Source organism: Blautia sp. An46 (assembly GCF_002161645.1).
GTDB lineage: Bacteria > Bacillota > Clostridia > Lachnospirales > Lachnospiraceae > Blautia > Blautia ornithocaccae.
In genome coordinates, this window is sequence record NZ_NFIF01000021.1 from 50922 (window position 1) to 75772 (window position 24851).

21 protein-coding genes, 2 riboswitches and 1 other annotated feature are annotated in these 24851 nt (G+C 47.4%); of the genes, 4 read left to right on the forward strand and 17 right to left on the reverse strand.

Translation table 11 applies throughout. The features are described 5' to 3' along the window. Positions 1-76: 76 nt before the first annotated feature. Positions 77-1600, reverse strand: coding sequence for an LCP family protein (locus B5G00_RS15310; protein ID WP_087274286.1), 1524 nt, complete (start codon positions 1598-1600; stop codon positions 77-79). Between the two features lie 245 nt (positions 1601-1845). On the opposite strand from B5G00_RS15310, the gene B5G00_RS15315 reads away from it, so the two are divergent. Beyond that, complete coding sequence (locus B5G00_RS15315; protein ID WP_087274288.1) at positions 1846-2442, forward strand: cytidylate kinase-like family protein; 597 nt, start codon at positions 1846-1848, stop codon at positions 2440-2442. Positions 2443-2592: 150 nt separating this feature from the next. Here the strand turns inward: B5G00_RS15315 and B5G00_RS15320 are convergent, their stop codons facing one another. Then, positions 2593-3012, reverse strand: coding sequence for an HIT family protein (locus tag B5G00_RS15320; RefSeq protein WP_087274290.1), 420 nt, complete (start codon positions 3010-3012; stop codon positions 2593-2595). Positions 3013-3162: 150 nt separating this feature from the next. Here B5G00_RS15320 and B5G00_RS15325 point away from each other — a divergent pair, with 150 nt between their 5' ends. Further along, positions 3163-3888, forward strand: a complete 726-nt coding sequence (locus B5G00_RS15325; RefSeq protein WP_087274292.1) for a nitroreductase family protein — start codon at positions 3163-3165, stop codon at positions 3886-3888. Positions 3889-3910: 22 nt separating this feature from the next. Here the strand turns inward: B5G00_RS15325 and B5G00_RS15330 are convergent, their stop codons facing one another. Together B5G00_RS15330 and B5G00_RS15335 are read right to left on the reverse strand one after the other, a co-directional pair. Next, positions 3911-4726 (reverse strand): acyltransferase domain-containing protein, encoded by an 816-nt coding sequence (locus B5G00_RS15330; protein ID WP_087274294.1) that lies wholly within the window; start codon positions 4724-4726, stop codon positions 3911-3913. Positions 4727-4752: 26 nt separating this feature from the next. Next, the gene (locus B5G00_RS15335) at positions 4753-5154 is read right to left on the reverse strand and encodes a MerR family transcriptional regulator (RefSeq protein ID WP_087274296.1); all 402 of its coding nucleotides are present in this window, start codon (positions 5152-5154) and stop codon (positions 4753-4755) included. 337 nt (positions 5155-5491) lie between these two features. Here B5G00_RS15335 and B5G00_RS15345 point away from each other — a divergent pair, with 337 nt between their 5' ends. Beyond that, a complete protein-coding gene (locus tag B5G00_RS15345; protein WP_087274298.1) occupies positions 5492-5767 on the forward strand; it encodes a metal-sensing transcriptional repressor in 276 nt (91 codons plus the stop codon). Between the two features lie 261 nt (positions 5768-6028). Here B5G00_RS15345 and B5G00_RS15350 read toward each other — a convergent pair whose 3' ends face one another. Beyond that, the gene (locus B5G00_RS15350) at positions 6029-7762 is read right to left on the reverse strand and encodes an NADH-dependent [FeFe] hydrogenase, group A6 (protein ID WP_087274300.1); all 1734 of its coding nucleotides are present in this window, start codon (positions 7760-7762) and stop codon (positions 6029-6031) included. After that, positions 7756-9594, reverse strand: a complete 1839-nt coding sequence (locus B5G00_RS15355; protein WP_087274302.1) for an NAD(P)-binding protein — start codon at positions 9592-9594, stop codon at positions 7756-7758. The genes B5G00_RS15350 and B5G00_RS15355 overlap by 7 nt, the downstream gene beginning before the upstream one ends. A 57-nt stretch (positions 9595-9651) precedes the next feature. Further along, positions 9652-9735: riboswitch (ZMP/ZTP riboswitch) on the reverse strand. Positions 9736-9905: 170 nt separating this feature from the next. Here B5G00_RS15355 and B5G00_RS15360 point away from each other — a divergent pair. Then, positions 9906-11777: a heavy metal translocating P-type ATPase gene (locus B5G00_RS15360; RefSeq protein ID WP_242971384.1), complete on the forward strand. Its 1872-nt coding sequence runs from the start codon at positions 9906-9908 to the stop codon at positions 11775-11777. Positions 11778-11865: 88 nt separating this feature from the next. Here B5G00_RS15360 and B5G00_RS15365 read toward each other — a convergent pair whose 3' ends face one another. From B5G00_RS15365 to B5G00_RS15415, 11 genes are all read right to left on the reverse strand, one after another. After that, positions 11866-13518: an FAD-dependent oxidoreductase gene (locus B5G00_RS15365; RefSeq protein ID WP_087274304.1), complete on the reverse strand. Its 1653-nt coding sequence runs from the start codon at positions 13516-13518 to the stop codon at positions 11866-11868. Beyond that, complete coding sequence (ahpC, locus tag B5G00_RS15370) at positions 13518-14081, reverse strand: alkyl hydroperoxide reductase subunit C (protein WP_087274306.1); 564 nt, start codon at positions 14079-14081, stop codon at positions 13518-13520. The genes B5G00_RS15365 and ahpC overlap by 1 nt, the downstream gene beginning before the upstream one ends. A 12-nt stretch (positions 14082-14093) precedes the next feature. Beyond that, positions 14094-15392, reverse strand: a complete 1299-nt coding sequence (eno, locus tag B5G00_RS15375; protein WP_087274344.1) for a phosphopyruvate hydratase — start codon at positions 15390-15392, stop codon at positions 14094-14096. Positions 15393-15686: 294 nt separating this feature from the next. Next, positions 15687-16454 carry a type III pantothenate kinase gene (locus B5G00_RS15380; protein WP_087274308.1) on the reverse strand — a complete coding sequence of 256 codons (768 nt, stop codon included), beginning with the start codon at positions 16452-16454 and terminating at the stop codon, positions 15687-15689. Beyond that, positions 16438-17139: an ECF transporter S component gene (locus tag B5G00_RS15385; protein WP_087274310.1), complete on the reverse strand. Its 702-nt coding sequence runs from the start codon at positions 17137-17139 to the stop codon at positions 16438-16440. Before B5G00_RS15385 ends, B5G00_RS15380 begins: the two co-directional genes overlap by 17 nt. Positions 17140-17232: 93 nt before the next feature. Then, entirely contained in the window at positions 17233-18432 is a 1200-nt protein-coding gene (gene coaBC, locus B5G00_RS15390; protein WP_087274312.1) for a bifunctional phosphopantothenoylcysteine decarboxylase/phosphopantothenate--cysteine ligase CoaBC, read from the reverse strand. Between the two features lie 64 nt (positions 18433-18496). Then, a complete protein-coding gene (locus B5G00_RS15395) occupies positions 18497-19528 on the reverse strand; it encodes an oligopeptide/dipeptide ABC transporter ATP-binding protein (RefSeq protein WP_087274314.1) in 1032 nt (343 codons plus the stop codon). Further along, complete coding sequence (locus B5G00_RS15400) at positions 19521-20303, reverse strand: ABC transporter ATP-binding protein (protein ID WP_087274316.1); 783 nt, start codon at positions 20301-20303, stop codon at positions 19521-19523. The genes B5G00_RS15395 and B5G00_RS15400 overlap by 8 nt, the downstream gene beginning before the upstream one ends. An 11-nt stretch (positions 20304-20314) precedes the next feature. Beyond that, positions 20315-21142, reverse strand: a complete 828-nt coding sequence (nikC, locus tag B5G00_RS15405; protein ID WP_087274318.1) for a nickel transporter permease — start codon at positions 21140-21142, stop codon at positions 20315-20317. 6 nt (positions 21143-21148) lie between these two features. Further along, complete coding sequence (nikB, locus tag B5G00_RS15410) at positions 21149-22087, reverse strand: nickel ABC transporter permease (RefSeq protein ID WP_242971385.1); 939 nt, start codon at positions 22085-22087, stop codon at positions 21149-21151. 95 nt (positions 22088-22182) lie between these two features. Beyond that, entirely contained in the window at positions 22183-23847 is a 1665-nt protein-coding gene (locus B5G00_RS15415; RefSeq protein ID WP_087274321.1) for an ABC transporter substrate-binding protein, read from the reverse strand. Positions 23848-24056: 209 nt separating this feature from the next. Next, a riboswitch (cobalamin riboswitch) is annotated at positions 24057-24235 on the reverse strand. Between the two features lie 157 nt (positions 24236-24392). Next, positions 24393-24647, forward strand: a binding site (T-box leader). Positions 24648-24851: the final 204 nt, after the last annotated feature.

The window sequence follows — 24851 nt, forward strand, 5'->3', positions numbered from 1 at the left end:
AAAAAAGAGGGGATTCCAAAGTCCTAAATGACTGAGGAATACCCTCTTTGCTTCATTATATTCTGCTATATGCAAATTACTGTGTAAGGATTTCTCCATTTGTCACAGCCTGCATCTCGCTCTTTATGCTGTCCACACTTGCCTGATCTGGCTGCATAACATACAGAGCAGTCCCTGGCATAGAATAACAGTACTGGCTGTCTCCAGTTCCCTCTGCTGCTACTGACTTGATGTTCCAGCTGCCGCCGCTGTTTAACTGACTCTGAATCAGTTCCTGAATCTGATCCATAGCCATATTGGTCTCTACACTGTCACTGACCTGAGAGATCAGATCCGGAGCCTTCAGCAGCATCTCCGGTGTCAGCATCTTCTGGATCATAGCCTGGATAACCGCCATCTGGTTCTTTCCTCTCTGGTTATCTCCTCCTTCAAGACTATAACGTTCTCTTGAGAAAGCCAGAGCCTGTTGACCGTCAAAATGGTTGATACCTTCCTGAACATTGAGCACAACGCCGCCGTCACCATTAGTAGTAAAGGCATACTCAGAATTTACATCAATGCCCCCCATGGCGTCTACCAGAGTGATCAGAGAAGTAAAGTTCACCCTTGCATAGAAAGGAATTTCAATACCATAAAGGTTCTCCAGAGTGTCCATAGACTTGTCCACACCATAAATACCTGCATGAGTCAGCTTATCTTTACTGTCTCCACTTACTCCAGGGATGGTCACATAATAATCTCTTGGCGTATTGGTAAGCAGGATCTGTTTTGTACTCGGATTTACAGTAGCAATGATATTTACGTCGCTTCTGCTCTTGGTACTTACCGGTCCATATACATCAATTCCGCTGATATAAACACTAAATGTTTCGTTCTTTACATTTACCTCAGCTGCCTCGCCCTGGATTGCCGTATCGGTCTCTGTTTCAATGCTGTACTGAGCAATGATCTTTATCTGCCCCTGGAAGTTTTCATAAACCTCATCCAGGATACTGCCGTAACCCTCGTTATAAACAATAGCCTGAACGCTTCCATCTAAAAGGGCTCCCGCTTGTTCATTCAAAGTTTCGTACTCTGCTGTCATAACTTCTGTTCCGGCTTCTTCATTGACCATTTCCATAGCTTTGTCCACATCACTTCCGTCTTCTGCATGTTGAACGCCATATATATAGTCAGAAGTATCAGACACCTTTTCTGCCGGATCATCGCTTCTCACTGCTACTAGCATACTGTTTATCTGAGTTCCCAGGGTATCCCCACTGATATCCCATATTGCATTATGCGTCCGGTACAAATATACAGATCCGAATATCAGCACAGCTGACATCAGCAGGCTGACCAATTTGCTGATAATCGCCTTCCCCCTGGAGATAGACTGGAATGTAAATAAAACTGCTGCAAATACTAGGAGGATTGCCCCCAGACCTGCTACATATTTTACAGGAATCATACCCAGTCTCCAGGTAAATGCGATAAAAATCAGGGTCAAAAGCATCTGTATAAGTACCAGAAATTTTCCCACAGTACGGAAAGTGCGGTTTATCCGCTTCTTTTTCTTTTTTGCCGATTTCGTGGTATTGTCACGATTTCTGTTTTCCATTTTACTGCTCCTTTTTCCCATGTCACATATAGAATTTGTTCTATTTTTGCCCTTGTTTTTGGCATTTCATTCTTTAATATAATATAAATTTTCAGAAAAAGCAACAGTATCTGTTATTTTCCCCTTTTATTCCCGATTTTCATCAATTTTATTCTTCTTTATGGTTTCTTTTTCATGGAGGATTTTACGAATCTGTGCTATAATTTAACCATAAAATATCGTGTCTGCAGAAGGGAGGTATTTCTATGGCACATCGTATTATTACGATCAATCGAATGTATGGAAGCGGGGGAAGGCTTCTGGGAAAGGCTCTTGCCGAAAAACTGGGGATTGGATTTTATGATAAAGAGCTGATCCAGCTGGCCAGTGAAAAAAATCAGATTCCTTATAAAGAACTGGAAAAAGTAGATGAAAAGAAAGCCAGTCAATGGCGGCTTCCTGTAAAAGAACAGATGCAGATGCAGCCCCAGTATCATTTTCACCCTATGAATGATGTTCTATTTGAAACCCAAAGTCAGGTGATCCAGGAACTGTCTCAAAAAGAGGACTGTATCATTGTGGGCCGATGCGCAAACTACATTTTAGGCGATAAGTGTTTCAGCCTCTTTGTCTATGCGCCTTTTGAGTACCGTGTTCAGTCTATCATGGAACGCCTGGGAAGAGAAGAAAAAAGCGCCAGAACCCTGGTAAAAAAGATGGATAAGACCAGGAAATCCTATTATGAATTCTTTACGGACGAAAAGTGGCAGGATTTAAGCAATTATCAGATGTGCATAGATACCAGCCGCTTTGATCAGGAATTTCTCCTGAAAATCCTTGCAGATGTTTACAATGCCCTGTAAATTCAGGAGAGCTGTCAAAAGACAGGAGACGGCTCATTTTCCCAGCCGTCTCCTGTCCTAAGTAATGGAGACCGCCCCATTTGGCATATGCCGGAGACATTCCGTTTTTGCCAGATGGGGCGGTCCCACTCTTTTCTTTTTCAAAATTTTTTAAAGACACTCTTTGATCTTTTCGATCATTTCTTCATATTCTTCCTGACTGAGGTATTTCTTATCCGGATTCATCTGGAAGACTCCGCCCCATTCATCCTGGCCCTGGTATTTAGGCACCAGATGCATGTGAAGATGGCAGCCTGTATCTCCATATGCTCCATAGTTTACTTTGTCGGGATGAAATGCTTTGTGGAGAGCTCTCGCTGCCCGAGTCACATCTGCCATAAACCGATTTCTCTCCTCGTCACTGATATCTACGATCTCGCTTACATGATCTTTATAGGCTACAATGCACCTTCCCGGTTTACTCTGCTCTTTAAACAGGATCAGCTGGCTCACATCCAGATCACAGATCTTAATCCCAAATTTATCCAGCAGTTCTCCTCCCATACAATATGCGCAGTTACTATCCTTCATAGAAAAATCCTCCTTCTGCACTTGTATTTATTATAATCATTTTCATGGAGCTGTTCAAGAAAAAATACCCTGCCGGTAGACAAAAATCCACTTTTTTCCTATAATGATCTGAAGCAGAACAATTCGCATAAAAAAGGAGGATACTAAACATTGAATGAAATCATAAAAGCACTGGCTGCCAGAAAGTCCGTCCGCTCTTATACAGACCGGGAAATTTCCTCTGACTGCAAAGAACAGATTCTTAGAGCCGCCACAGAAGCCCCTACTGCTGGAAATCAGCAAATGTACACCATCCTGGATATTACCAGCCAGGAATTGAAAGACAAACTGTCTGTGACCTGTGACAACCAGCCTTTTATTGCCACTGGGAAAATGGTCCTGATCTTTTGTGCAGATTTTCACAAGTGGTATCAGGCTTTCACTCTCGCAGGCTGTTCCCCAAGAAGGCCCGGCCCCGGAGATTTTCTCCTTGCCGTAGAAGACGCTGCTATTGCTGCCCAAAACGCCGTTACTGCAGCAGAAAGCCTGGGAATCGGTTCCTGCTATATCGGAGATATAATGGAAAACTATGAGCTCCATCGGGAACTGCTCCATCTTCCTGAGTTTGTCTTTCCGGCACTGATGCTGGTCTTCGGATATCCTACTCCTCAGCAGCAGGAAAGAGAAAAACCCAAAAGGGCTGCCCTGGACTTTATTGTCCATGAAAATGCCTATCCTGATTTTTCTCCGGAAGAAATCTGTCAAAACATTGCCGATTTAAAAGGCTCCGACTTTGACCAGTGGATGCAGCGATTTTGTCAGCGGAAATACCAGTCTGACTTTTCTCTGGAAATGTCCCGGTCTGTAGCTGCCGCTCTAAAAGAGTTCCAGGGCTGACTCTGTCCCGGCCAGCTCTGGGCTAGAATTCTATCAGTCTGCCCATCCCTTCTCCTACCCAGCCTCCGGAGAGGAGATGGGCTTTTATATTCCTCTGAAGAGAAGTGTTTTCGGGCAGTTTTTCCAGAGGAATATCTTTTCTTTTAAACACCCATTCCAGAAATGCATCAGAGTCTTGATAGACTTCTTCTATCTGGAACATATCCTGGAAGGCCAGTATTCTGGAACCCTCTCCCAGAAGGCCCTTTAAAGCAGGGCTGAGGAGCCAGGAACAGCATTTATATGGGAGCCGACTCCACCCAGGGTAATATTTCTGGAAAAATTCCCCAGCCTCCTGAAGAGACTTTCTGAGATTTTCTTCTTTCATATCTGCATCTGAAGGTATATGAATAGAAATATATCTTCCCTCTTTTTCATCCTCCACTTTTTCATATTCCAGTTCTCCAATCCTGAAAAGCTGGAGGGAAAGCTGTCTTCCAGTCCAGAAATCCCGGTCAAAGCCATAGGAGCCATAGCTGATTCTGTGTTCTCCCACAAATCTGGAAAAGCATTTCATTGTCTCATCAAAAGTTTCCGGTTCTATGCCTTTCTTCTGATATTTTTCCCAGGAAATCACCGCAGCTTTCAGCATACAGAACAGCATTTTCATTCCATTGGGGTCTTCTCCCAGATTTTTCTTCAGTTCCTCTCTTGCTTTCTTCCAGTTTTTTTCCTCGGTAAGAGCAGGGATTTCCTTTTCTGCCCAGGATAGTTCGCTCTTCTGTTCTATCTCTGAAATCTTCTCTCTTACCTCTTCCTGCAGACCAATACGGCTGCAGATTCCTTCCAGATTTTCCATGGGGTTCTCCTTCATAATATTGAATTTCATGCTCCCTGTCTTTTTTCTTCCAGGTCTCTTAAACGTTTCTCTGCATTTCTCATATCCCGGTCATAGTTCTCGATTTTCTGATTCAGCCGTTCCAGAGATTCCTGCATTTCTTCCATCCGGGATATCAGCTGCTCTCTCTGGTCCACCAGGATATTTTTTCTGGCCTCAATGGTATCGTCTCCCTTCTGAAAAAGGTCCACATACTCTATAAGGGCCTCAATCTGTACACCTGCTTTTCTCATGCATTTCATCATTTCCACCCAGCCGCAGGAAGCCTCGTCATAATTGCGGATTCCGCTTTTTGTCCTGGGAACCGGTGGGATCAGTCCGATCCGCTCATAATAACGAAGGGTGTCCTGGGAGATATCAAATTTCTTACTGACTTCTGCTATGGTCATAGTCCTTCATCCTTTCTTTAGAATATTATTGCTATAAGCATACAACCTGTACCCTGCTCTAAGTCAAGGATTTTCTTATAAAAGAAGCAAGACACAGTCAGATTGTACTGTGCCCTGCCTATTAGTAATCACTTCATCAATATCTTTTGTAAACATCCCCTCTATTGCCAATATCTGCAACACAAATTATATAGCGGCCATTATCAATCGTATAAATAACACGCTTTTAGAGCAAGCCGGTGTATATTTATAGTCTTTCTTTAAAGTATCTCTTCTTCCCATAATTCCTGGCAGGTGCTATAATATCTTTATTCTTTGAGAAAGGCAGGTACCGATAATGAAACAATGTATGGATGCTCCCAACCTTCACCGGCGCATGAAGAAGATCATGGGACAGTTGAATGCTATAGACAAAATGATTGATGAGGATGTTCCCTGTGAGGATGTTCTGATACAGATAAACGCCGCCAAAAGTGCCCTGCACAAGGTAGGGCAGGTGGTTCTGGAGGGCCATTTAAATCACTGTGTAAGAGACGGCATTGAACATGGAGATGCAGACAAAACTATCGCAGAATTTGCCAAGGCCATCGAGCATTTCTCCCGAATGTCCTAAACCCGTCCTGATAAACATTTTTATAGACGTACAGAAAAGGGGCTGTCGCATTAGTCATATGTCAGGAATATTTATACATTTTATGCGAATTTGTCGAGCATAGCTTTGAGACCATAGGCTCAAAGCGGCACAGACTGAGCAATAAAATGTATAAATATTCTCGATTTTGATTAATGCGACAGCTCCTTTCTTATCCTATGATGTTGGGGGCAAAATCCCCCAACTATGATACCTACGGATTGCTACGTGCTGTGCACTCTCTCATTCTTCCCCAGGCATCTTCCATGCATGGTGATCCGTATGAAGGAGATGGTGGGCCGTTTCAGAAAGAGGCGCTCCCAGGTAATCCTGATAGCATTTGATCACGGAAGGATTCTCATGAGAAAAACGCAGATTGTTTACTTTATCCAGCCCGTAAAGCACCGTGTTTCTCACTTCAGACAATTCTTCTCCGTCCTTGATAGGCTGCCCTCCGCCGCCGGTGCAGCCGCCGGGACAGGCCATGATCTCTACGAAATCATATTTTACCCTGCCTTTCCGGATAGCCTTCATCAGTTTTCTTGTATTGCCCAGTCCGCTGGCAACCGCCACCCGGATGGTCTGTCCTGCCAGATTGAATTCTGCTTCTTTCCATCCTTCCATTCCCCTGACCTTTTTAAAAGAGTCCGGATCCGGGTTTCTTCCTGTCACCAGATAATAGGCAGTACGCAGAGCCGCTTCCATGACACCGCCGGTAGCTCCGAAAATAACCCCTGCCCCGGTTCCGGTTCCCAGAGGCGTATCGAATTCTTCCTCTTCCAGTCTGGAAGGGTCAATGTGTTCAGAACGGATCAGGCGGACAACCTCTCTGGTGGTCAGCACTGCATCTACATCCTGCCCGGCGCCAGCGTCGTTCATCACCGGAATATCGCATTCATGTTTTTTTGCAATACAGGGCATGATAGACAGGGAAAAGATCCTGGAGGGATCCACTCCCAAAAGCTGGGCATAATAGGATTTTGCCACTGCCCCAAACATCTGCTGGGGAGATTTTGCGCTGGACAGCTGATCCACCATATCCGGATACTGGGATTTCATAAATCTTACCCAGCCGGGGCAGCAGGAAGTAAACATGGGGTATTTCTCCAGATCGCCTTTTTTCAATCTTTCCAGAAATTCACTGCCCTCTTCCATGATGGTCAGGTCTGCGCTGAAATTGGTATCGAAAATATAATCAAATCCAATCTGCCGCAGAGCAGCTACCAGTCTTTTAACGGTTGCAAACTCCCGGGACAGGCCGAAAGACTCTCCCCAGGAAGTGCGGACTGCCGGAGCAAGCTGGACCACTGTGATCTTTTCTGGATCTGCCAGGGCATCCAGGACCCTGCGGCGGTCATCTCTTTCCCTTAATGCTCCTACCGGGCAATGGGTAATGCACTGGCCGCAGAGAGCACAGTCAGATTCATTGATCTTCCTGTTTCTGGAAACATCTACCGTTGTCCTGGATCCGGTTCCTGCCACATCCCAGATATTCAGGCTTTGTATCTTATCACAGACCTGCACACAGCGCATACACTTGATACATTTTCCCGCATCACGGATCAGAGGAAATTCCATAGGCCACCGGGACCTGGGCAGTTCAATCTCAAAGGGCAGATCCAGGATCCCCAGATCATTGGAAATGGTCTGAAGGCTGCAGTTGCCGCTCCGCACACAGGTGGCGCATTTGCAGTCATGCTGTGACAGAATCAGTTCCACGTTATTTCTCCGGCTCTCCCGGACTTTGGGACTGTTGGTAAACACTTCCATACCGTCCCACACTTCATTGTTGCAGGCAGTCACCAGCTTTGCACAGTCCTTTACCTCTACCACACAGACACGGCAGGCGCCGATTTCATTAATATCTTTCAGGAAGCACAGGGTTGGAATCCGGATCCCGGCCTGAGACGCAGCGTCTAAAATAGTGGTTCCTTCCTTTACTTCCACGTTTTTTCCGTTAATCGTCAGTTTTACCATTTTTCAATCCTGCCTCCTTTCAGAATACCAAATCCAAAGTGATCACAGCGGATACATCTTCTGGCTTCCTGACAAGCCTCTTCACAGGTCATTCCTTCTTCAATCAGCTCAAAGTCCTTGATCCTCTCAGAAGCCTGACGAACCTTCATATTTACTCTGGCGCAGCTGCGGTTATCATCCAGACGTACTCTGGGGATTTCCACATCTGCGGAGATCACATGATTGTATCCCAGGAATTCATCGATATTGGCCGCCGCCACCTTGCCTGCGGCGATTGCCCGGATAACCGTGGCCGGTCCGGTAACACAGTCACCTCCTGCAAAGACGCCGGTAATATCTTTGGTCTTTACGCCGCTCCAGCTCATAGCCTCGATAACGCCACGTTTCACCGGGATTCCCTGTTTTTCAAATTCTTTTGATTCAATGCCCTGGCCGATGGCCACGATCACAATATCACAGCCAAGACGCACAGGCGCTTTTGTAGATACCATGGGAACCGGTCTTCCATGTTTCATAGGGCCGATGATCTGAGGCTGCACCCACAAAGCTGCCGCCCGGCCCTGGTCATCAACCTCGATTCTTAACGGCGCATGAAGATCCAGAAGTTCACAGCCCTCTTCAATGGCTCCCTCGATTTCCTCTTCCATAGCAGTCATGTCTACCCGCCGTCTCCGGTATGCGATCCGCACCCGTTTTGCTCCCAGGCGCACCGCAGACCGGGCCACATCCATGGCCACGTTGCCGCCGCCTATAACGACGATTTCCTTTCCTGTGAAATCCGGCATCTCGTCGTCTCCGATTTCCCGGAGAAGTTCCACAGCAGAGATGACGCCTTGGGCTTCTTCCCCTTCAATGCCGATCTTTCTGTCAATATGTGCACCGATAGCAATATAGACTGCATCATACTCTTCTCTTAAATCTGCGATATTGGGATCCTCTCCCACCGTTACCTCTGTCTTTACATGAATGCCCAGACTTAAAAGATGGTTGATCTCCCGGTCCAGTTCCTCTCTTGGCAGACGGTAATTGGGGATTCCATAGCGGAGCATGCCGCCCAGTTTCTTTCTCTGCTCAAAGATGGTCACCTCGTGTCCCATAAGGGTGAGATAATAAGCCGCACTGATACCTCCCGGACCGCCTCCTATAACAGCTACCTTCTTTCCTGTAGCCACCGCCGGTACAGGAAGGGGAACATCTCCTGCATGATCTACTGCAAATCGTTTCAATCCTCGGATATTTACCGGATCATCTACCATGGTCCTGCGGCACCGTACCTCGCAGGGATGTTCACAGATCAGGCCGCAGACTGCAGGAAGGGGATTATCTTTTCGGATCAGCCGCACCGCATCCCCGTATCGGCCCTCTGCTACCAAAGCTACATAACCGGGAATATCCACTCCTGCCGGACATTGGGATACACAGGGAACCGGCTGGTTCAGTTCAAATTTACATCTTCCTCTTAAAATATGTTCCTCGAAATCATCTCTGAATCCGCGGATTCCTTTTAAAACCATTCTGGCAGCTTCATAGCCGATGGCGCAGTCTGCGGAATAAAAAATATTCCGTGCGGTTTTTTCGATAAGATCGATCACGGAAAGGTCCGCCTGTCCGTCCAGAACCTGCTCCATCAGCTTCTGGAGCTGGCCCAGTCCTACCCTGCAGGGTACACACTTTCCACAGGACTGGGCATGACAAAGTTTCAAAAAAGACGAGGCCAGGTCCACAGGACATAGTCCGGGAGGACTGGCGCTGATCCGTCTTTCCAGGTCTTTATACAGTTCTTCTACTGTCGCCTGGGCTTTGTTCTGTGTAATAATACTTAATCTGCTCAATGAAAGATTCCTCCTCTCTTCTGATAAAAAAAGGGCGGCATTTATCGCTTATCCGATAAATGTCGCCCAGACGTCCGGCTTCTCTATCAGCTCTTGCCACATCATGGTACTCCATTTTATACGTCAGCAGCAAAAACCCTTTATTTAAATTCAACATACCACATTCCATGTCTTCTGTCAATTTAATTTTTATATAAAAATTATCTCACAAAAGTCTTCTGTAATTCTCTGAAATTCTCTTGACTCATATACCCCTATGGGTATATTATACATATACCCCCATATGTATATTTTAAGAAAGAAGGAGCGCTATGATTTCATCTATGAAAGACTTGTTTCTCAATGAAACAAAAAGAAGCATTTTATTTCTCGTGATCTCCGGTCTCTCTCTGCTGATCAGTTTTCTGGAGCCGGAAGGTATTCTTTTTAACACAGCCTGGATCGCCATTCTTCTCTGCGGGATCCCGATCATCAAAGAAGCCATAGAAGGCCTTGTCACACGTTTTGACATTAAAGCAGACGTATTAGTATCTCTGGCTCTGATTGCTTCGGTGATCATCGGAGAGATCTTTGCCGCCGGCGAAGTAGCCTTTATCATGCAGATTGGTTCTCTTTTAGAAGAACTTACTGTAGCCAAGGCAAGAGCTGGTATTGAAAAGCTGGTGCACCTTACCCCTTTAACTGCACGAAAGATCTTAAACGGCAAAGAAATCCTCCTGCCGGCTAAAGAGGTGGCTGTCAATGATGTACTCCGGGTTCTTCCGGGAGAGACTATCCCTGTAGACGGGGTGATCCTATCCGGAGAGACCTCCGTGGATCAGGCTGTTATGACAGGAGAATCTCTTCCGGTAGACAAAGGTCCGGGAGACGAGGTATCCAGCGGAACGGTCAACCAGTTCGGTTCTTTTGATATGAAAGCTTCAAGAGTAGGGGAAGACAGCTCTATCTGGCGGATGATCCGTCTGGTCCAGTCTGCTGATGCCGGAAAGGCCAAGATCGTAAGGCTGGCAGACCGGTGGGCCACCTGGATCGTGGTCATCGCTCTGACTGCCGCAGCGCTTACCTGGCTGATATCCGGCCAGATCATCCGGGCTGTGACCATACTGGTAGTCTTCTGTCCCTGTGCCCTGGTACTGGCCACTCCCACCGCCATCATGGCGGCCATCGGAAATGCTACAAAGCATGGTTTCCTGGTAAGAGAAGGTGACGCTCTGGAGCGCCTGGCTCAGGTCTCTCAAGTTGCCTTTGACAAGACAGGAACCCTCACTTATGGGAAACCTCAGGTAGCGGCTGTAGAAAGTTTCTCACCGGATATTTCCTCTGAAAAACTATACCTTCTTGCCGCCGAAGCTGAGCTTCGTTCAGAACACCCCCTTGGCAAAGCAGTAGTCCAGGGATACAAGCAGTCTTATCCTGAGACTGCACCTGAAGCTCCCCAATCCTTTTCCATGCTCCCGGGCAAAGGCGTAAAAGCCATGGCAGATCACGTGGAGGTGCTGGCAGGCAATCCCTCTCTCCTGGAGGAGAATCAGATTTCCATACCTCAAAAAGCCCTGGATTCTGCAGCAGACTATATACAAAAGGGCTGCACTCTTATTTATCTGGGAATTGAAAAAAGGTTCGGCGGATTTGCGGCCCTTTGGGATACCCTGAGGGAAACTGCTCCTGAAATGATCAGCAGGCTGAAACAGCTTGGCCTCACTCCCATACTTATGACCGGGGATCATGAAAATGCTGCCAGGACCATTGCTGATCAGCTGCATATTGATAAAGTCCATGCCGGCTGTCTCCCGGAGGATAAGCTCAATTACATAGCCTCTTCCCAGGAAAAAAAAGAAATGGTATGTATGATCGGAGATGGCATCAACGATGCTCCTGCACTGAAAAAAGCCCATGTGAGCATTGCCATGGGCGGAGTGGGAAGTGATATTGCTGTAGACGCAGCCGACATTGCTCTGGTAAATGATGACATCAAGGAGCTTCCACATCTGGTTTCTCTGTCCAGAAAGATGATGACTACGATCAAATGCAATCTGGCATTCTCCATGACTTTGAATTTTGCAGCCATCATACTGGCGATTACAGGGATCCTGAACCCCGTAGTAGGCGCTCTCGTCCACAATGCAGGATCTGTGCTGGTGATCATAAACTCCAGCCTGCTGCTGACCTATAGGAAAAAATAATTCTGGCCATCTGCCGGAAAAAGGAGCTGGCACATGAAATATTCTCGAATTTGATTCATGTGCCAGCTCCTTTTATATAGTTCTGTTTTTATATTTCCTCTGCGGTTTCTTCCAGCAGGTCCAGAATCTGTCCGATCCCCTTCTTTCCAAAGGAAACTCTGCTGTCATTCAGGATCAGGCAGGGAACGCTCATGATCTGATACTTCTCTTTCAGCTCCGGATAATGGGCCAGATCAAACATTTCCGCTGTGACCAGAGGATTTTCCAGCGCAATCTTCTGGGCCGCCATAACCACATCCGGGCACATGGTACAGGACAGAGAAACTGCAATCTTCAGATCTGTCTTCCCGGTGATATTTTGGATCCGCCGCCGGATATCTTCTCCCATAGACTGGCCGGGCCCCGCCCCATTATATAAAGCGATAATAAAAGAATTAAATTCATGGCCTCCGGGAACTCCGTGGAATTCTGCCCCAAGGTAATTCCCCTGGCTGTCGCAGATCCGCAGAGATGGGCAGGTTACTCCTTCTGCTCCGGCTCTCTGTATCTCATAGCGGACCTTTTCACTTAAAGGTTCCATTTCCCGGACAAATCCTTCCACCTCCCGGGACAAATAGGAAGCATCCAGATAAACCTTAACCAGGATTTCCTTTTCAAACCTGGCAAATACCGGAACTAAAGATTCTTTCATCTCTTCTGTAAGAAATCCTTCCCCACCAGAGGATATTTTTTCCTTTTCTTCCCCCTGAGCCGGCTTTTTTACTTCTGTTATCTTCCTTTTCTCTCTTTTGATCCCCAGTTTCTGATATATGGAAAAAAGATATTTTTCCATGGAAGCTGCGGCTACTGCGCCGTCGGATACAGCCGTGACTACCTGGCGCAGTTCTTTCTCGCAGACATCTCCTGCGCCGTAGACCCCAGGCACGTTTGTCTCCTGTTTCCGATTTGCCAGAAGATAGCCTTTATCGCTGACCTTTACCTGATCCCGGAACAATTCTGTGGCCGGAACATAGCCTGCGAAAACAAAGATTCCCAGGTTTTCTCCCTCCTCTGCCTGAACAGTGAAGATCTCCCCTGTGTCTTTCTTTCTGAGGACCACATACTCCAGCATGTCCTTTCCCCCGGCTTCTGTAATTTCCGTTTCAAAGGATACGGAAATATCCGGATGGGCCAGGAGCTCCTCTACTGCAGGGCCGGCGCAGTTAATTTCTTTTCCTCTTACCACCACTCTGATCTTTCTGGCATATCTGGTAAGGAAAAGAGCTTCCTCTACCGCTGCAAATCCGCCACCCACTACAAAAATATCTTTCCCTGTAAAGAACTCGCCGTCACAGGTAGCGCAGTAGGCCACTCCTCTGCCCCGAAATTCCTCTTCTCCTTTAAATCCCGCCTGTCTGGGGCTTGCTCCCGTGGCAAGGACCACTCCCAGGGCCTGGATCTCCCCTTTATCTGTCAGGATTTTTTTCTTGTCTCCTTCCAGAGCCAGACTGGTTACCTGGGCTTTTAAGAATTCAGCGCCGAAGTTCTGAGCCTGTTTCCTCATTTCTTCTGTAAGCTTTTTCCCGTCTGTATGAAGGACTCCGGGATAGTTGACCACCTCTGAAGTAATGGTGATCTGCCCTCCGATAGTCTCTTTTTCAATGACCAGTACCCGATACCTGGCCCTGGCCAGATAAATGGCAGCGGCAAGTCCTGCAGGGCCGCCGCCGATGATCACGCCGTCATAAAATTTATCTGCCATTATAACAATCCTACTAAATCAAGGCTTGGTTTCAGTGTTTCTGCTCCAGGCTGCCATTTTGCCGGGCAAACCTCATCTCCGTGTTCTGCCACAAACTGAGAAGCCTGGACTCTTCGGAAGATCTCATCTGCATTTCTTCCTACATTTCCTGCAGTCACCTCATAGGCCACGATCTCTCCCTGAGGATTCACAATAAAATCTCCTCTTTCTGCCAGTCCGTCTTCTTCGATCATCACATCAAAGTCTCTGGCCAGTTTGCCGGTAGGATCTGCCAGCATCGGATACTGGATCTTCCGGATCCGTTCAGAGGCGTCATGCCAAGCTTTGTGCACGTAATGAGTATCACAGGAAACAGAGTAAACATCGCAGCCGATCTTCTGGAATTCCTCATACTTATCAGCCAGGTCTTCCAGCTCTGTAGGGCAAACAAAGGTAAAATCTGCGGGATAGAAGAAAAATACGCTCCACCGTCCCAGGATGTCTTCCTGTGTCACCTCCTTAAATTCACCCTTTACATAGGCCTGTACTTTAAAATCACTTACTTTTTTACCAATTAATGACATCTGTTGTCCTCCTTATTTTTTAATGTTAAATGCGTCAAATCCCGGATAGCAGGCCGCTTCCTTCAGTTCTTCCTCAATCCTCAGCAGGCGGTTGTACTTGGCAACTCTTTCGCTTCTGCTGGGAGCTCCGGTCTTGATCTGGCAGGTATTTAAAGCCACGGCCAGATCTGCGATAGTCGTATCTTCCGTCTCTCCGGAACGGTGGGAGGAAATAGCGGTGTAACCTGCCTTATGTGCCATTTTGATAGCTTCCAGGGTCTCCGACACAGAACCGATCTGGTTCAGCTTGATCAGGATAGAATTGCCGCAGCCCAGGCCGATTCCCTTGGAAAGTCTCTGGGTGTTGGTAACAAAAAGATCGTCCCCTACCAACTGAACTTTTTCTCCCAGTTCTTTTGTCAGCATCTGCCAGCCTTCCCAGTCTTCCTCATCCAGACCGTCTTCGATAGAGTAAATAGGATATTTCTCACAGAGGCCTTTCCAGTGCTCCACCAATTCTGCAGAAGTAAATTTCTTTCCGCATTTGGGAAGAATATACTCTCCCTTCTTCTCCCCTTTCCACTCGCTGGAGGCTGCGTCCATAGCCAGGACAAAGTCTTTTCCCGGCTCGTATCCAGCCATCTTTACTGCCTCCAGAATATACTGGATAGCTTCTTCGTCACTGGCAAGATCCGGTGCAAAACCACCTTCATCTCCTACAGAGGTAGCCAGTCCTTTGGATTTCAGAAGAGACTGGAGACTGTGGAAAACCTCTGTACACCAGCGAAGGCCTTCTTTAAAACTGGGCGCTCCTGCCGGCATGATCATAAACTCCTGGACATCTACTGTGTTGGCCGCATGAGCGCCGCCGTTTAAGATATTCATCATGGGAACCGGCAGTTTATTTCCTGAAACACCGCCAAGGAAGCGGTAAAGAGGAATCTGAAGAGACGCTGCAGCGGCTCTGGCGCATGCAATGGAAACTGCCAGGATAGCATTGGCTCCCAGATTGGATTTGTCATTAGTTCCATCTAACTCAATCATAACCTTATCTATACCATAGGTGTCAGAAGCATCCATCCCTGTAAGTGTCTGGGAGATTGCTGTATTGATATTCTCTACTGCTTTCAAGACTCCTTTCCCCTGGAAACGGCCTTTATCTTTATCTCTCAGCTCCAGAGCCTCAAATTCTCCTGTAGAGGCGCCGCTTGGAGCAGCGGCCAGAGCCACAGTTCCGTCTGCCAGATATACCTGAGCTTCCACAGTAGGATTTCCTCTGGAATCAATAATTTCCCTTCCGATTACTTTTTCAATGGTCAGATTTTTCTTCATCTCTGAAATACCATCCTTTCCTATATCATTTATCCGCCTGCCAGGCAGCCAGATTCCGGTAAGGTCCTTCTGGAAAAAGGTGTCCGGTCTTTCCCCGGAAGGACCTGCTATAAAATGATTATTCACACGAGTTAGTTGTTACTAACCTATCTGTAGGATAACATTCCTGACTTTCTATGTCAAGAATTATTTGGAGGAATTTCAGAAAATAGGGGTAAAAGCGGCAAAAAATACCGCCGGAAATTTACTAATACAATTCCCGGCGGCAGTGCCTGTCCCAAAATATATATCCGGTTATTTCCGGTTTTTCTGATAAATGATATACAGCCCCTTCAGCAGCAGGTTATCATCTAAAATCACTTTTCTCCGGCAATGAGGAACGATCCTTTTAGCCAGTCCGCCAGTAGCGATTACTGTAGCCGTCTCTCCCAGTTCTTCCTCCAGCCGGTCAATGATTCCATCCATTGCTGCCGCTGCACTGTAGATCACACCGCTTTTCATACATTCTGTGGTGTTCTTTCCAATAATGTGTTCCGGAGCCTCCAGGCTGATGCCGCCAAGCTGGGAAGCATGGGCCGTCAGAGAATCCAAAGATACTCCGATACCCGGATAAATCATACCGCCAATATAGTTTTTATTCCGGTCAATAACACATACCGTATTTGCGGTACCCAGGTCAAAAATCAGCAAAGGCACCGGATATTCGGCAATCCCCGCCACAGAGTCCACCACCAGATCACTTCCCAGCTGAGCCGGGTTGTCAATCCGGATATTCAAGCCTGTCTTAATGCCCGCTCCCACGATCAGGACTTCCTTTTTCAGTATTTTTTCTACTGCCAGCTTTGCCGCCCTGGTCACCTGGGGAACCACAGAGGAAATAATCCCTCCTTCCAGCTGTTCCTGCCGGATATGGTAAATGTCCAAAACATTTTTGATATCAATGGCATATTCCAGTTCTGTCTTGGTATGGACAGTGGAAAGGCGCTCCACAAAAAGACACTCTCCTTTCTGGATACAGCCAATGACAATATTTGTATTTCCGATATCAATCGCTAAAATCATAAGTAAAACCTAATCTTTCCCTGATATTCTTTTTCATCAGCACACGTCCGATAAAGAAGGTAAGGATCCCTGCCACAATGGCTTCAGGAACTCCATTGATTCCAATAACAGATAAGATGAATCCGTATACGGCCTGGACAGCCACCTCATTGGCCGCCGCATAAGCTTCTCTGAAAAACAGAAAGATCATGTTCATGACCAGCAAAGTATTCACCAGTGCACCTGAAATTCCCGCCAGGATCAGTCCCAGATTGGAAACTCCCTTGCTTGTCCCGAACTTTTTCACTCCCTTGTAGACAAAGCAGGGAACCACTCCTACCAATATCCTGGGAACGAAGCAGATAAGGATGCTTCCGATTCCGCCGCTGAACTCTCCAAGATTATAAAAGGGTGTAAAAACAAAAGATGTGACGGTAGGGTTCATCGTGTTGTTAATAAAGCTGGTAAGGCCGAAAAGAAATCCCAGACCCGCTCCTTTCTTTGGTCCCAGAAGCAGAGACGCCAGTATAACGGGGATGTGGATAATCGTGGCTCTTGTAAATCCCAGAGGGATATATCCGAGAAAAGGGGTAAAAGCCATGATCACAATAATCGCCCCGAAAATGGCGGTCTGCACCATACTTCTGATCTGTCGTCTGTTGTCTCCAGGCGTCCGCCTGGCTGCTGTGTTCTGATAATGATTCATAATTGCCTCCTTGTTATCGTTCTTTTTTGAGATACAATACTTTTGGCACAGAAATCTCTTTCTGCTCTTGTTCTTTAAGGTTCAGGCCTGATTTTACGCCTGTGCCATGTTCTTTAAAATCTGGTCCAGAATTTTTAAGGCTGCCTCCTCTTTTAACATTTTTTCAAGTGAAACTTCCTCTTTTTCTGTGATCATGGTGATCACATTGGTATTTCCGGCAAATCCTGCTCCTTCTACCTTGAGATTGTTGGCCACGATCATGTCCAGATTTTTGTTTTTCAGTTTTTTCCTGGAATTTTCCAGCATATTCTCTGTCTCCATAGAAAATCCGCAGAGAAACTGTCCCTGTTTCTTATGCTCTCCCAGATATTTGAGAATATCCCTGGTCCTTTCCATCTCCAGGGAAATATCCTCTCCCTGTTTCTTCACCTTTTCCTGGCTGACAGTTTTTGGCCGGTAGTCCGCCACTGCCGCTGCTTTGATGATAATATCCTGTTCTCCTGCCCGGCTGGTCACTTCCTGGAACATATCCTCTGCAGTTACCACAGGAACCACTTCTACAAATTCCGGCGGCGTTATCGCTGCAGGACCCGACACCAGGGTAACCTGAGCCCCTCTCAGCATGGCCATCTTTGCCAGAGCATAGCCCATTTTCCCGGATGAATGATTGGTAATGTACCGCACCGGATCTATGGGTTCCTGAGTAGGTCCTGCAGTGACCAGAACCTTCTTTCCCTCCAGATCTTTCGGGAAAGCGATCTCCTTTAAGATATACTGGAGAAGCAGCTCCGGTTCCGGCATTTTGCCCTGACCGGTATCTCCGCAGGCCAGATAACCGGAAGCCGGGCTGATCACCTCACAGCCATAGTGCTCCAGTGTCTTCAGATTATCCTGAACAATGGGATTCTCGAACATCTGGGTATTCATAGCCGGCGCAAAGATTTTTTTGCAGCGGCAGGCCATCACTGTGGTGGTCAGCATATCATCGGCAATGCCATGGGCGATCTTCCCGATCACATTGGCCGAAGCCGGAGCCACCATAACCACATCTGCTTTTTTTGCCAGTGCCACATGTTCCACATTGTACTGAAAGTTCCTGTCGAAAGTATCGATCAGGCACTTATTTCCCGTCAGAGTCTCAAAAGTAATGGGATTAATGAAGTTCTCTGCGTTTTTTGTCATCAGCACGTGTACGTCAGCATGAAGCTTTTTCAGGGCGCTGGCAAGGGAAGCGATCTTGTATGCGGCAATGCTTCCTGTCACTGCCAGCACAACTGTTTTACCTTTCAGCATAAATTTACCCCTTTTCCTTTTTTTGTGAACTGCCCCTTTGGGGCTGGTTCCGTTACCGTTCCCATTATAGGGGATTCCTGTGAAAAAAGCAATTCTTTTTGGCTTCAGCCTGAGGCATACTTCTCTCCCCCTTCCCTGATCCGTCAAACAGATGGCAGGCTACTTCATGCCCTTCTCCAATCATCTTCAGTACAGGGCGCTCTTTCCTGCACAATTCCCTGCAAGATTCGCAGCGGGTCTGGAAAGGACAGCCCGGAGGCATATCCAGAGGGCTGGGGATCTCGCTGTCCATTGGCTCTATCTTTTTATAAAAGTCCATCTTCGGATCAAAAATGGAATCAATCAAAGTACGTGTATAAGGGTGCTTTGCCTTTTCCACCTCCTCGCCGTGAATGATCTCCACAATATTTCCCAGATACATGACAGCGATCTGATGGGCAAAAGACTGGATCAGTCCCAGATCATGGGCGATAAATCCGATGGCAATATTTTTTTCTTTCTGCAGCCTGCAGACCAGTTGGATAATGGTTTTCTGCACAGACACATCTAAGGCGCAGGTAGCTTCATCCATGATGATCAGTTCCGGTTCCAGGGCAATAGCCCGGGCAATGGCAATTCTCTGCCGCTGCCCGCCGGACATACTGTGGGGAAAACGGTCTGCAAAGTCGCCGGGAAGGTCTACAGCTTTCAGAAGTTTCCGGGCTGTCTCCTCTTTCTGCGAAGCCTTGATCCTGCCGAAGTTCATAAGAGGCTCGCAGAGAATATCCCGGATACGCATTTTGGGATGAAAGGAACTGTTAGGATCCTGAAAAACCATCTGGATATGCTGGCGGGTCTGACGCAGTTCCTCTCCTTTCAGCTTTGTCAGATCCTTTCCCCTGAAAATAATCTCCCCTTCAGTGGGAATGTCCAACCGGACCACAAGACGCATAAATGTAGATTTTCCGCAGCCGGACTCTCCGATCAGCCCCAGAGTTTTCCCTTTGTAAAATTTCAGATTAACGTCGTTGCAGGCGGTCAGCACTCTGCCCCCTGAAGCAGGAAAACGGCGGGTTACGTGCCTTGCTTCCAGCAGCAGATTTCTTTCATCAAACATAACGCTCACCTCCCAGTGAAGGAACCGCCTCTAAAAGTTCCTGTGTATAAACGCTGCGGCCCCCTTTCAGGATCTGATCCCGACTGCCGGTATCTGCAATCTGTCCTTCTTTCATTACCAGGATCTGATCGGACATATAAGCTGCAACTCCCAAATTGTGGGTAACCATAATAATACTTGTTCCCCACTCCTCCCGCAGTTCCATCATCTGCCTTACGATCTGGGCCTGGGTAGTCACGTCCAGTGCAGAAGTAGGCTCATCTGCCAGCAATAGCTTTGGCTGAAAGGTCATAGCCATGGCAATGCCTACCCGCTGCCGCATACCGCCGGAAAGCTGGAAGGGATAAGATTTCATAATATTGTCGCTGCTTGGCAGACGCATCTGTTCAAGCATTTCCCGTCCTTTTTCCCAGGCAGCTTTCCTGCTGATCTTTTCGTGAGTGCGGATATATTCCACAAAGACACTGCCGATTTTTCTGATAGGATTCAGCATGGCGCCGGAATCCTGAAAGATCATAGACATATCTGTGCCCCGGAGATTTCTCCACTCTTCCGCTGTGTTTTCCAGCAGGGATTTTCCTTCAAACAAGATGTCCCCTTCTGTGACCTTGCCCCCTCCCGGCAGCAGGCCAAGCACAGCCCGGATCACGGTGGTTTTCCCTGAGCCGGACTCGCCTACGATAGAAGCAATCTCTCCTTTTTTAAGGGCCATACTAAAGTTTTTAACCGTAGGACGGTCTCCATAGGATATGGTAACATTTTTTATCTCAAGCATAAAATCCCCTCCTACTCATCTTTAGGATCCAGAACATCCCGAAGGGCGTCTCCCAGCAGATTAAAGACCACCACTACAATGAAAATCGCCGCTCCCGGGAAGATCATCATCCAGGAAGCATTCTGGATATACTGACGGCCTTCGTTGAGCATCAGGCCCCATTCAGGCGTAGGCGCCTTGGCGCCGAAGCCAAGGAAGGAAAGCCCTGCCAGTTCCAGCATCATGCCTCCGATATCTGTGGCGGCGGTAATGACCAAAGTGGGGATAACGTTGGGGATCATATATCTCCGCAGTATAGAAAAGGTCCTGGAACCTGTGACCACGGCGGCTGCCACATAATCCTGATTCCGGATCTTCAGCACCAGGCTCCGGGCAAGTCTGGCATATTTTGTCCAGCTTACCAAGGCTACTGCGATCACCGCATTTTTGATGCTTGCCCCCAGGACACCGGCAATGGCCATAGCGAAGACCATCCCGGGAAAAGATACCATCAGGTCTGCGATACGCATGATCACAGCATCCGCCCAGCCGCCGAAATAACCGGCCAGAATTCCCAGGACCGTCCCCAGCACAAAAATAAGAATCACTACAGAGAAGGCCGCTGCGAGACTGGTCCGGGCTCCATAGATCACCCGGGTGAAGATGTCCCGTCCCAGTTTGTCGGTTCCGAAAATATGTTCTTTGCCGGGAGGCTTTAGAGCGTCCCCCAGCACGGCCTCTGAAGGGCTGACCCCGCCTGTGATGACCGGGGCAAAAACAGCCGTAAGGATGATCAGAAGGGCGAGGAAAGCAAAGAAACAAAAGGACTTGTTTTTTATGATAAAATTTCTGATTTTCATTCTCCTCTACCTCTTTTCTTTCATTCTTGGATCAACCAGGTTATAGGAAATATCCACCAGCAGATTAACCGCCATATAGATCAGAGAAATCCATAAGACGTACCCCTGGATCAGGGGATAATCATATGCTGTTATGGCAGATACCGCCAGATTTCCCAGGCCGGGATAGGTAAAGATAACCTCCACCACAGCAGTGCCCCCCAATAGAGAGCCGAGGGACAGTCCCAGCATGGTCAGCAGAGGCAGCAGGGAATTGGGAAATACATTAATCCACAGGATTTTCCATTCCTTTACTCCTCTGGCTCTTGCTCCCACGACATAATCCTGGCTCAGCTCCTCCAGAATCGCCGTACGTACCTGGCGGGTATACTTGGCAGACATGGCAAACGCAAGGGTGACTGCCGGAAGTATCATACTTTGAAAGTCCCCTCCCGAACAAACTACAGGCAGAAGCTTCAGACGGACGCAGAAAAACAGCATCAGCAGCAGACCTACCCAGAAATTTGGCATGGATACGCCAAAAAATGTGAGGCCCCGCAGACCGTAATCCACAAGGCTGTTCTTGTGAGTAGCCTGTATCATGCCCAGGGGAACGGCTATCACAAGCATCAGGATCAAGGAAAAAATAGACAGCTTCAGCGTAGGCCAGAGCCTATTCAAAAGTAAAGCGGAAACAGAGTTGTTATAGGCATAAGATGTGCCGAAGTCTCCATGAAGACATCCTGTCAGCCAGTCAAAATACTGGACCAGTACAGGCCGGTTCAGACCCATAGCCTCCCGTGTCTGCTGGATGACCTCTTCGCTTGGTACAACTCCGGAAGCCGCATACATGGTGCGCACCGGATCGCCAGGTGCCAGGTAAGTGATCAAAAATGACAAAAAACTGATTCCCAAGGCTACAAGGATCATCTGGATCAGTCTTTTTCCTAAGTATTTTGCAGTCAAAATTTTCTCTCCTTTCTGCACAGGCATCGCCTGGAGCGGACAATCTGCATTTCCCGAAAAAGCTATGCTTTTCCGGGAAAACTGAAATACCCTCATCAAGACTGGGCCGCAGGATATATTTCATTGGTAAGCCAGTAATAATCTGCCGTATGGATCGCTGCGCCGCCGATAGTAACGTTTCTGGAGATCATAGAGCTGTTATAATAGCCGTGAACCACCACAGCCGCATCATCAAGAAGGATCTGCTGCATCCTCTGGATAATGTCACGGCGCTCGTCTTCATCAAAAGTAGTACTCAGCTGATTGTATAATTCATCATATTCATCATTCTGATAGCCGCAGTAATCAGAGCCTGAGTCAGAACACCACGCAGCCAGATATTCTGTAGGATCTCCGGTGCCTACTGTGGTCCAATTGGATCCGTTTAAGTCAAAATCCCCGGACTGGTAGCTGTCCCACTGGCGGGCAGAATCCCCCAGTTCCAGATCAACCCCGATGCCGATTTCCGCAAGCTGCTGTTGAATGGCTTCTGCAAAATCATCCAGGCAGCGGTTGGAATAGGTCACATAATGGAGGACCACTTCCTGTCCGTCCAGCTCCCGGGTTCCGTCACCGTTAGTATCCACAATTCCCGCTTCATCCAGAAGCTGTATTGCCGCCTCCTGGTCATAGGGATAAGGATCCGTCAGATTCTCATATCCATAGTCCAGATTGGAAGGCAGGACCGAATAGCCGGAAGTATACAATCCGCCTACTGTAACAGAACACATGGTCTCGTCGTCCAGAGCCATCAGCACTGCTTCACGGAGGGTCTTATTGGACAGCAGCCTGCCTTCGGCCATATTCATGTGAGCCAGGCCGGTGCGGACACTGCTGGCAATGGTAACGGTAAATTCAGGGTTCTCCCGAAGAGTATTCAGGTCACTGATATTTGTCACGTTTTCAGCCAGATCCAGCTGGCCGGACTGAAGGGCCATAGCCTTTGCAGAGGCATCTCCCATATACAGCAGCTCGACAGATTCAAAAGGAACCTCACCGTCCCAGTAATATTCATTGGCTGCCATGGTATAGCCCACCTCTTCCTGAAAATCAGCGGCCACATAGGGGCCGGTTCCGATGGGACTGTGATCATAATCTGTGGTATGTTCCACGTCCAGAATAGCCATAACCGGATAAGCCAGGTTTTTGGTCAGATCTACATACGGGATTGTGGTCCGGATGGTCAGATTTCCCGTCTCATTGTCGGCAATGATCTCTGCATCTGTTTCCAGATAAACCTGGGGAGCCGATGAGCCATTGGGGCCTTCTTCAAATAACCGTTCAAAACTTGCTTTCACAGCTTCCGGAGTCAGGTCGCAGCCGTCAGAAAACTTCACGCCTTCCCGGATATGAAACACCCATTCTGTATGATCATCATTAACTGTATAAGTATCGCACAGGGTATTGACCACATTCATAGAGTTGTCGAATTTAAACAGACACTCTCCCACCCCATAGCGGGAAAGATTCCAGGCACAATTTATTTCTGCGGCAGGATCAAGGCCGCCGCCGCTGTAGTTCTGTATCCCGAAGGTCATCGACCTGCCCCCGGAACTGTCCTGTTCTGTTTCATAGGCTTCCTGGTTCACTTCATCCTCCCGGTTTCCCGAACCGGTTCCCGGGATGCTTGCAGATTCTGTACTTTCTCCCCAGCATCCGGTCATACTGGCGGCGGTCAGTAGGGAGAGCAGCAGGAATGAGAATACTTTTTTCATTTTCATACGCTTATACCTCTTCTTTCTTTTGCAGTTTCATCCAATCTGGCGATTCTCTGCCCCTACCTCTCACACCACAAAACAAAAAAAGACCGTAACACACAGTTACGGTCTGCAGGATATCACATAAAGAGCAACAGAGATATGAAAATACAGAAAAGTACAGAATCCCTGCTGTCGGTTCATTAATGAGCACTCCCATCGTCCGTAAGAAGCTCAAGGTAAAAGGATAAGCAGGTCTCCTGACTTATGCTCAACGCTCGCCGTGCCTTCCCAAGGCCTGAACCTCAGTGACATCATACGGTCTGCTCACAATCACAGTGACGGGATCGTTTCGGATTCTCACCGAATTCCCATTTAATCCATCTCTGGAACTTTTCCTCTGGCATATGTGGCCAAATTATGAATTTGTCGTTTATAACCATAGCACTGTCCTATCTGACTGTCAAGCTTTTTCCCGGCAAAGCAAAAAGTTCCTGATTTTCTTTTATTTTTGTTGACAAACTGGTGTTTTTGCACATATAATATTTTTAATAACTTTTTCACATGTATAAAATGCAGTGACAAGGAGGAGTACATAATCGCCGGATGTTCAGAGAAAAGACGGCTGGTGGAAGTCTTTGTGAAGGGATTATGGAAGGTAGCCTTCGAGCAGTGGACCGAACCATGATATACCAAGTATCATGCAGTAGACTCCAACGTAATTTCCACGTTACAGGAAAGCAGTATAGTTTCTTCTGTACTGGCTGAGTGCAGAGAGTGATTCTCTGAAATTAGGTGGTAACACGGATCAATTCGCCCTAAGCTTTATGCTTAGGGCATTTTTATTCTGAAGGAAATTTTTTCGGGTTTTCCTATAGGATAAATAGCAGAAGGCGTTCTTGAAAAAAGAGACAGGAGCTTCCTGTATAATACAAATATAGGGAATTCCACGAAAGGTGGTTGAGAAAAAAAGATACCTCAGAGTAAAATAAGATTTGCTGACTTTGCTGGTTAGTACAAATCCTATA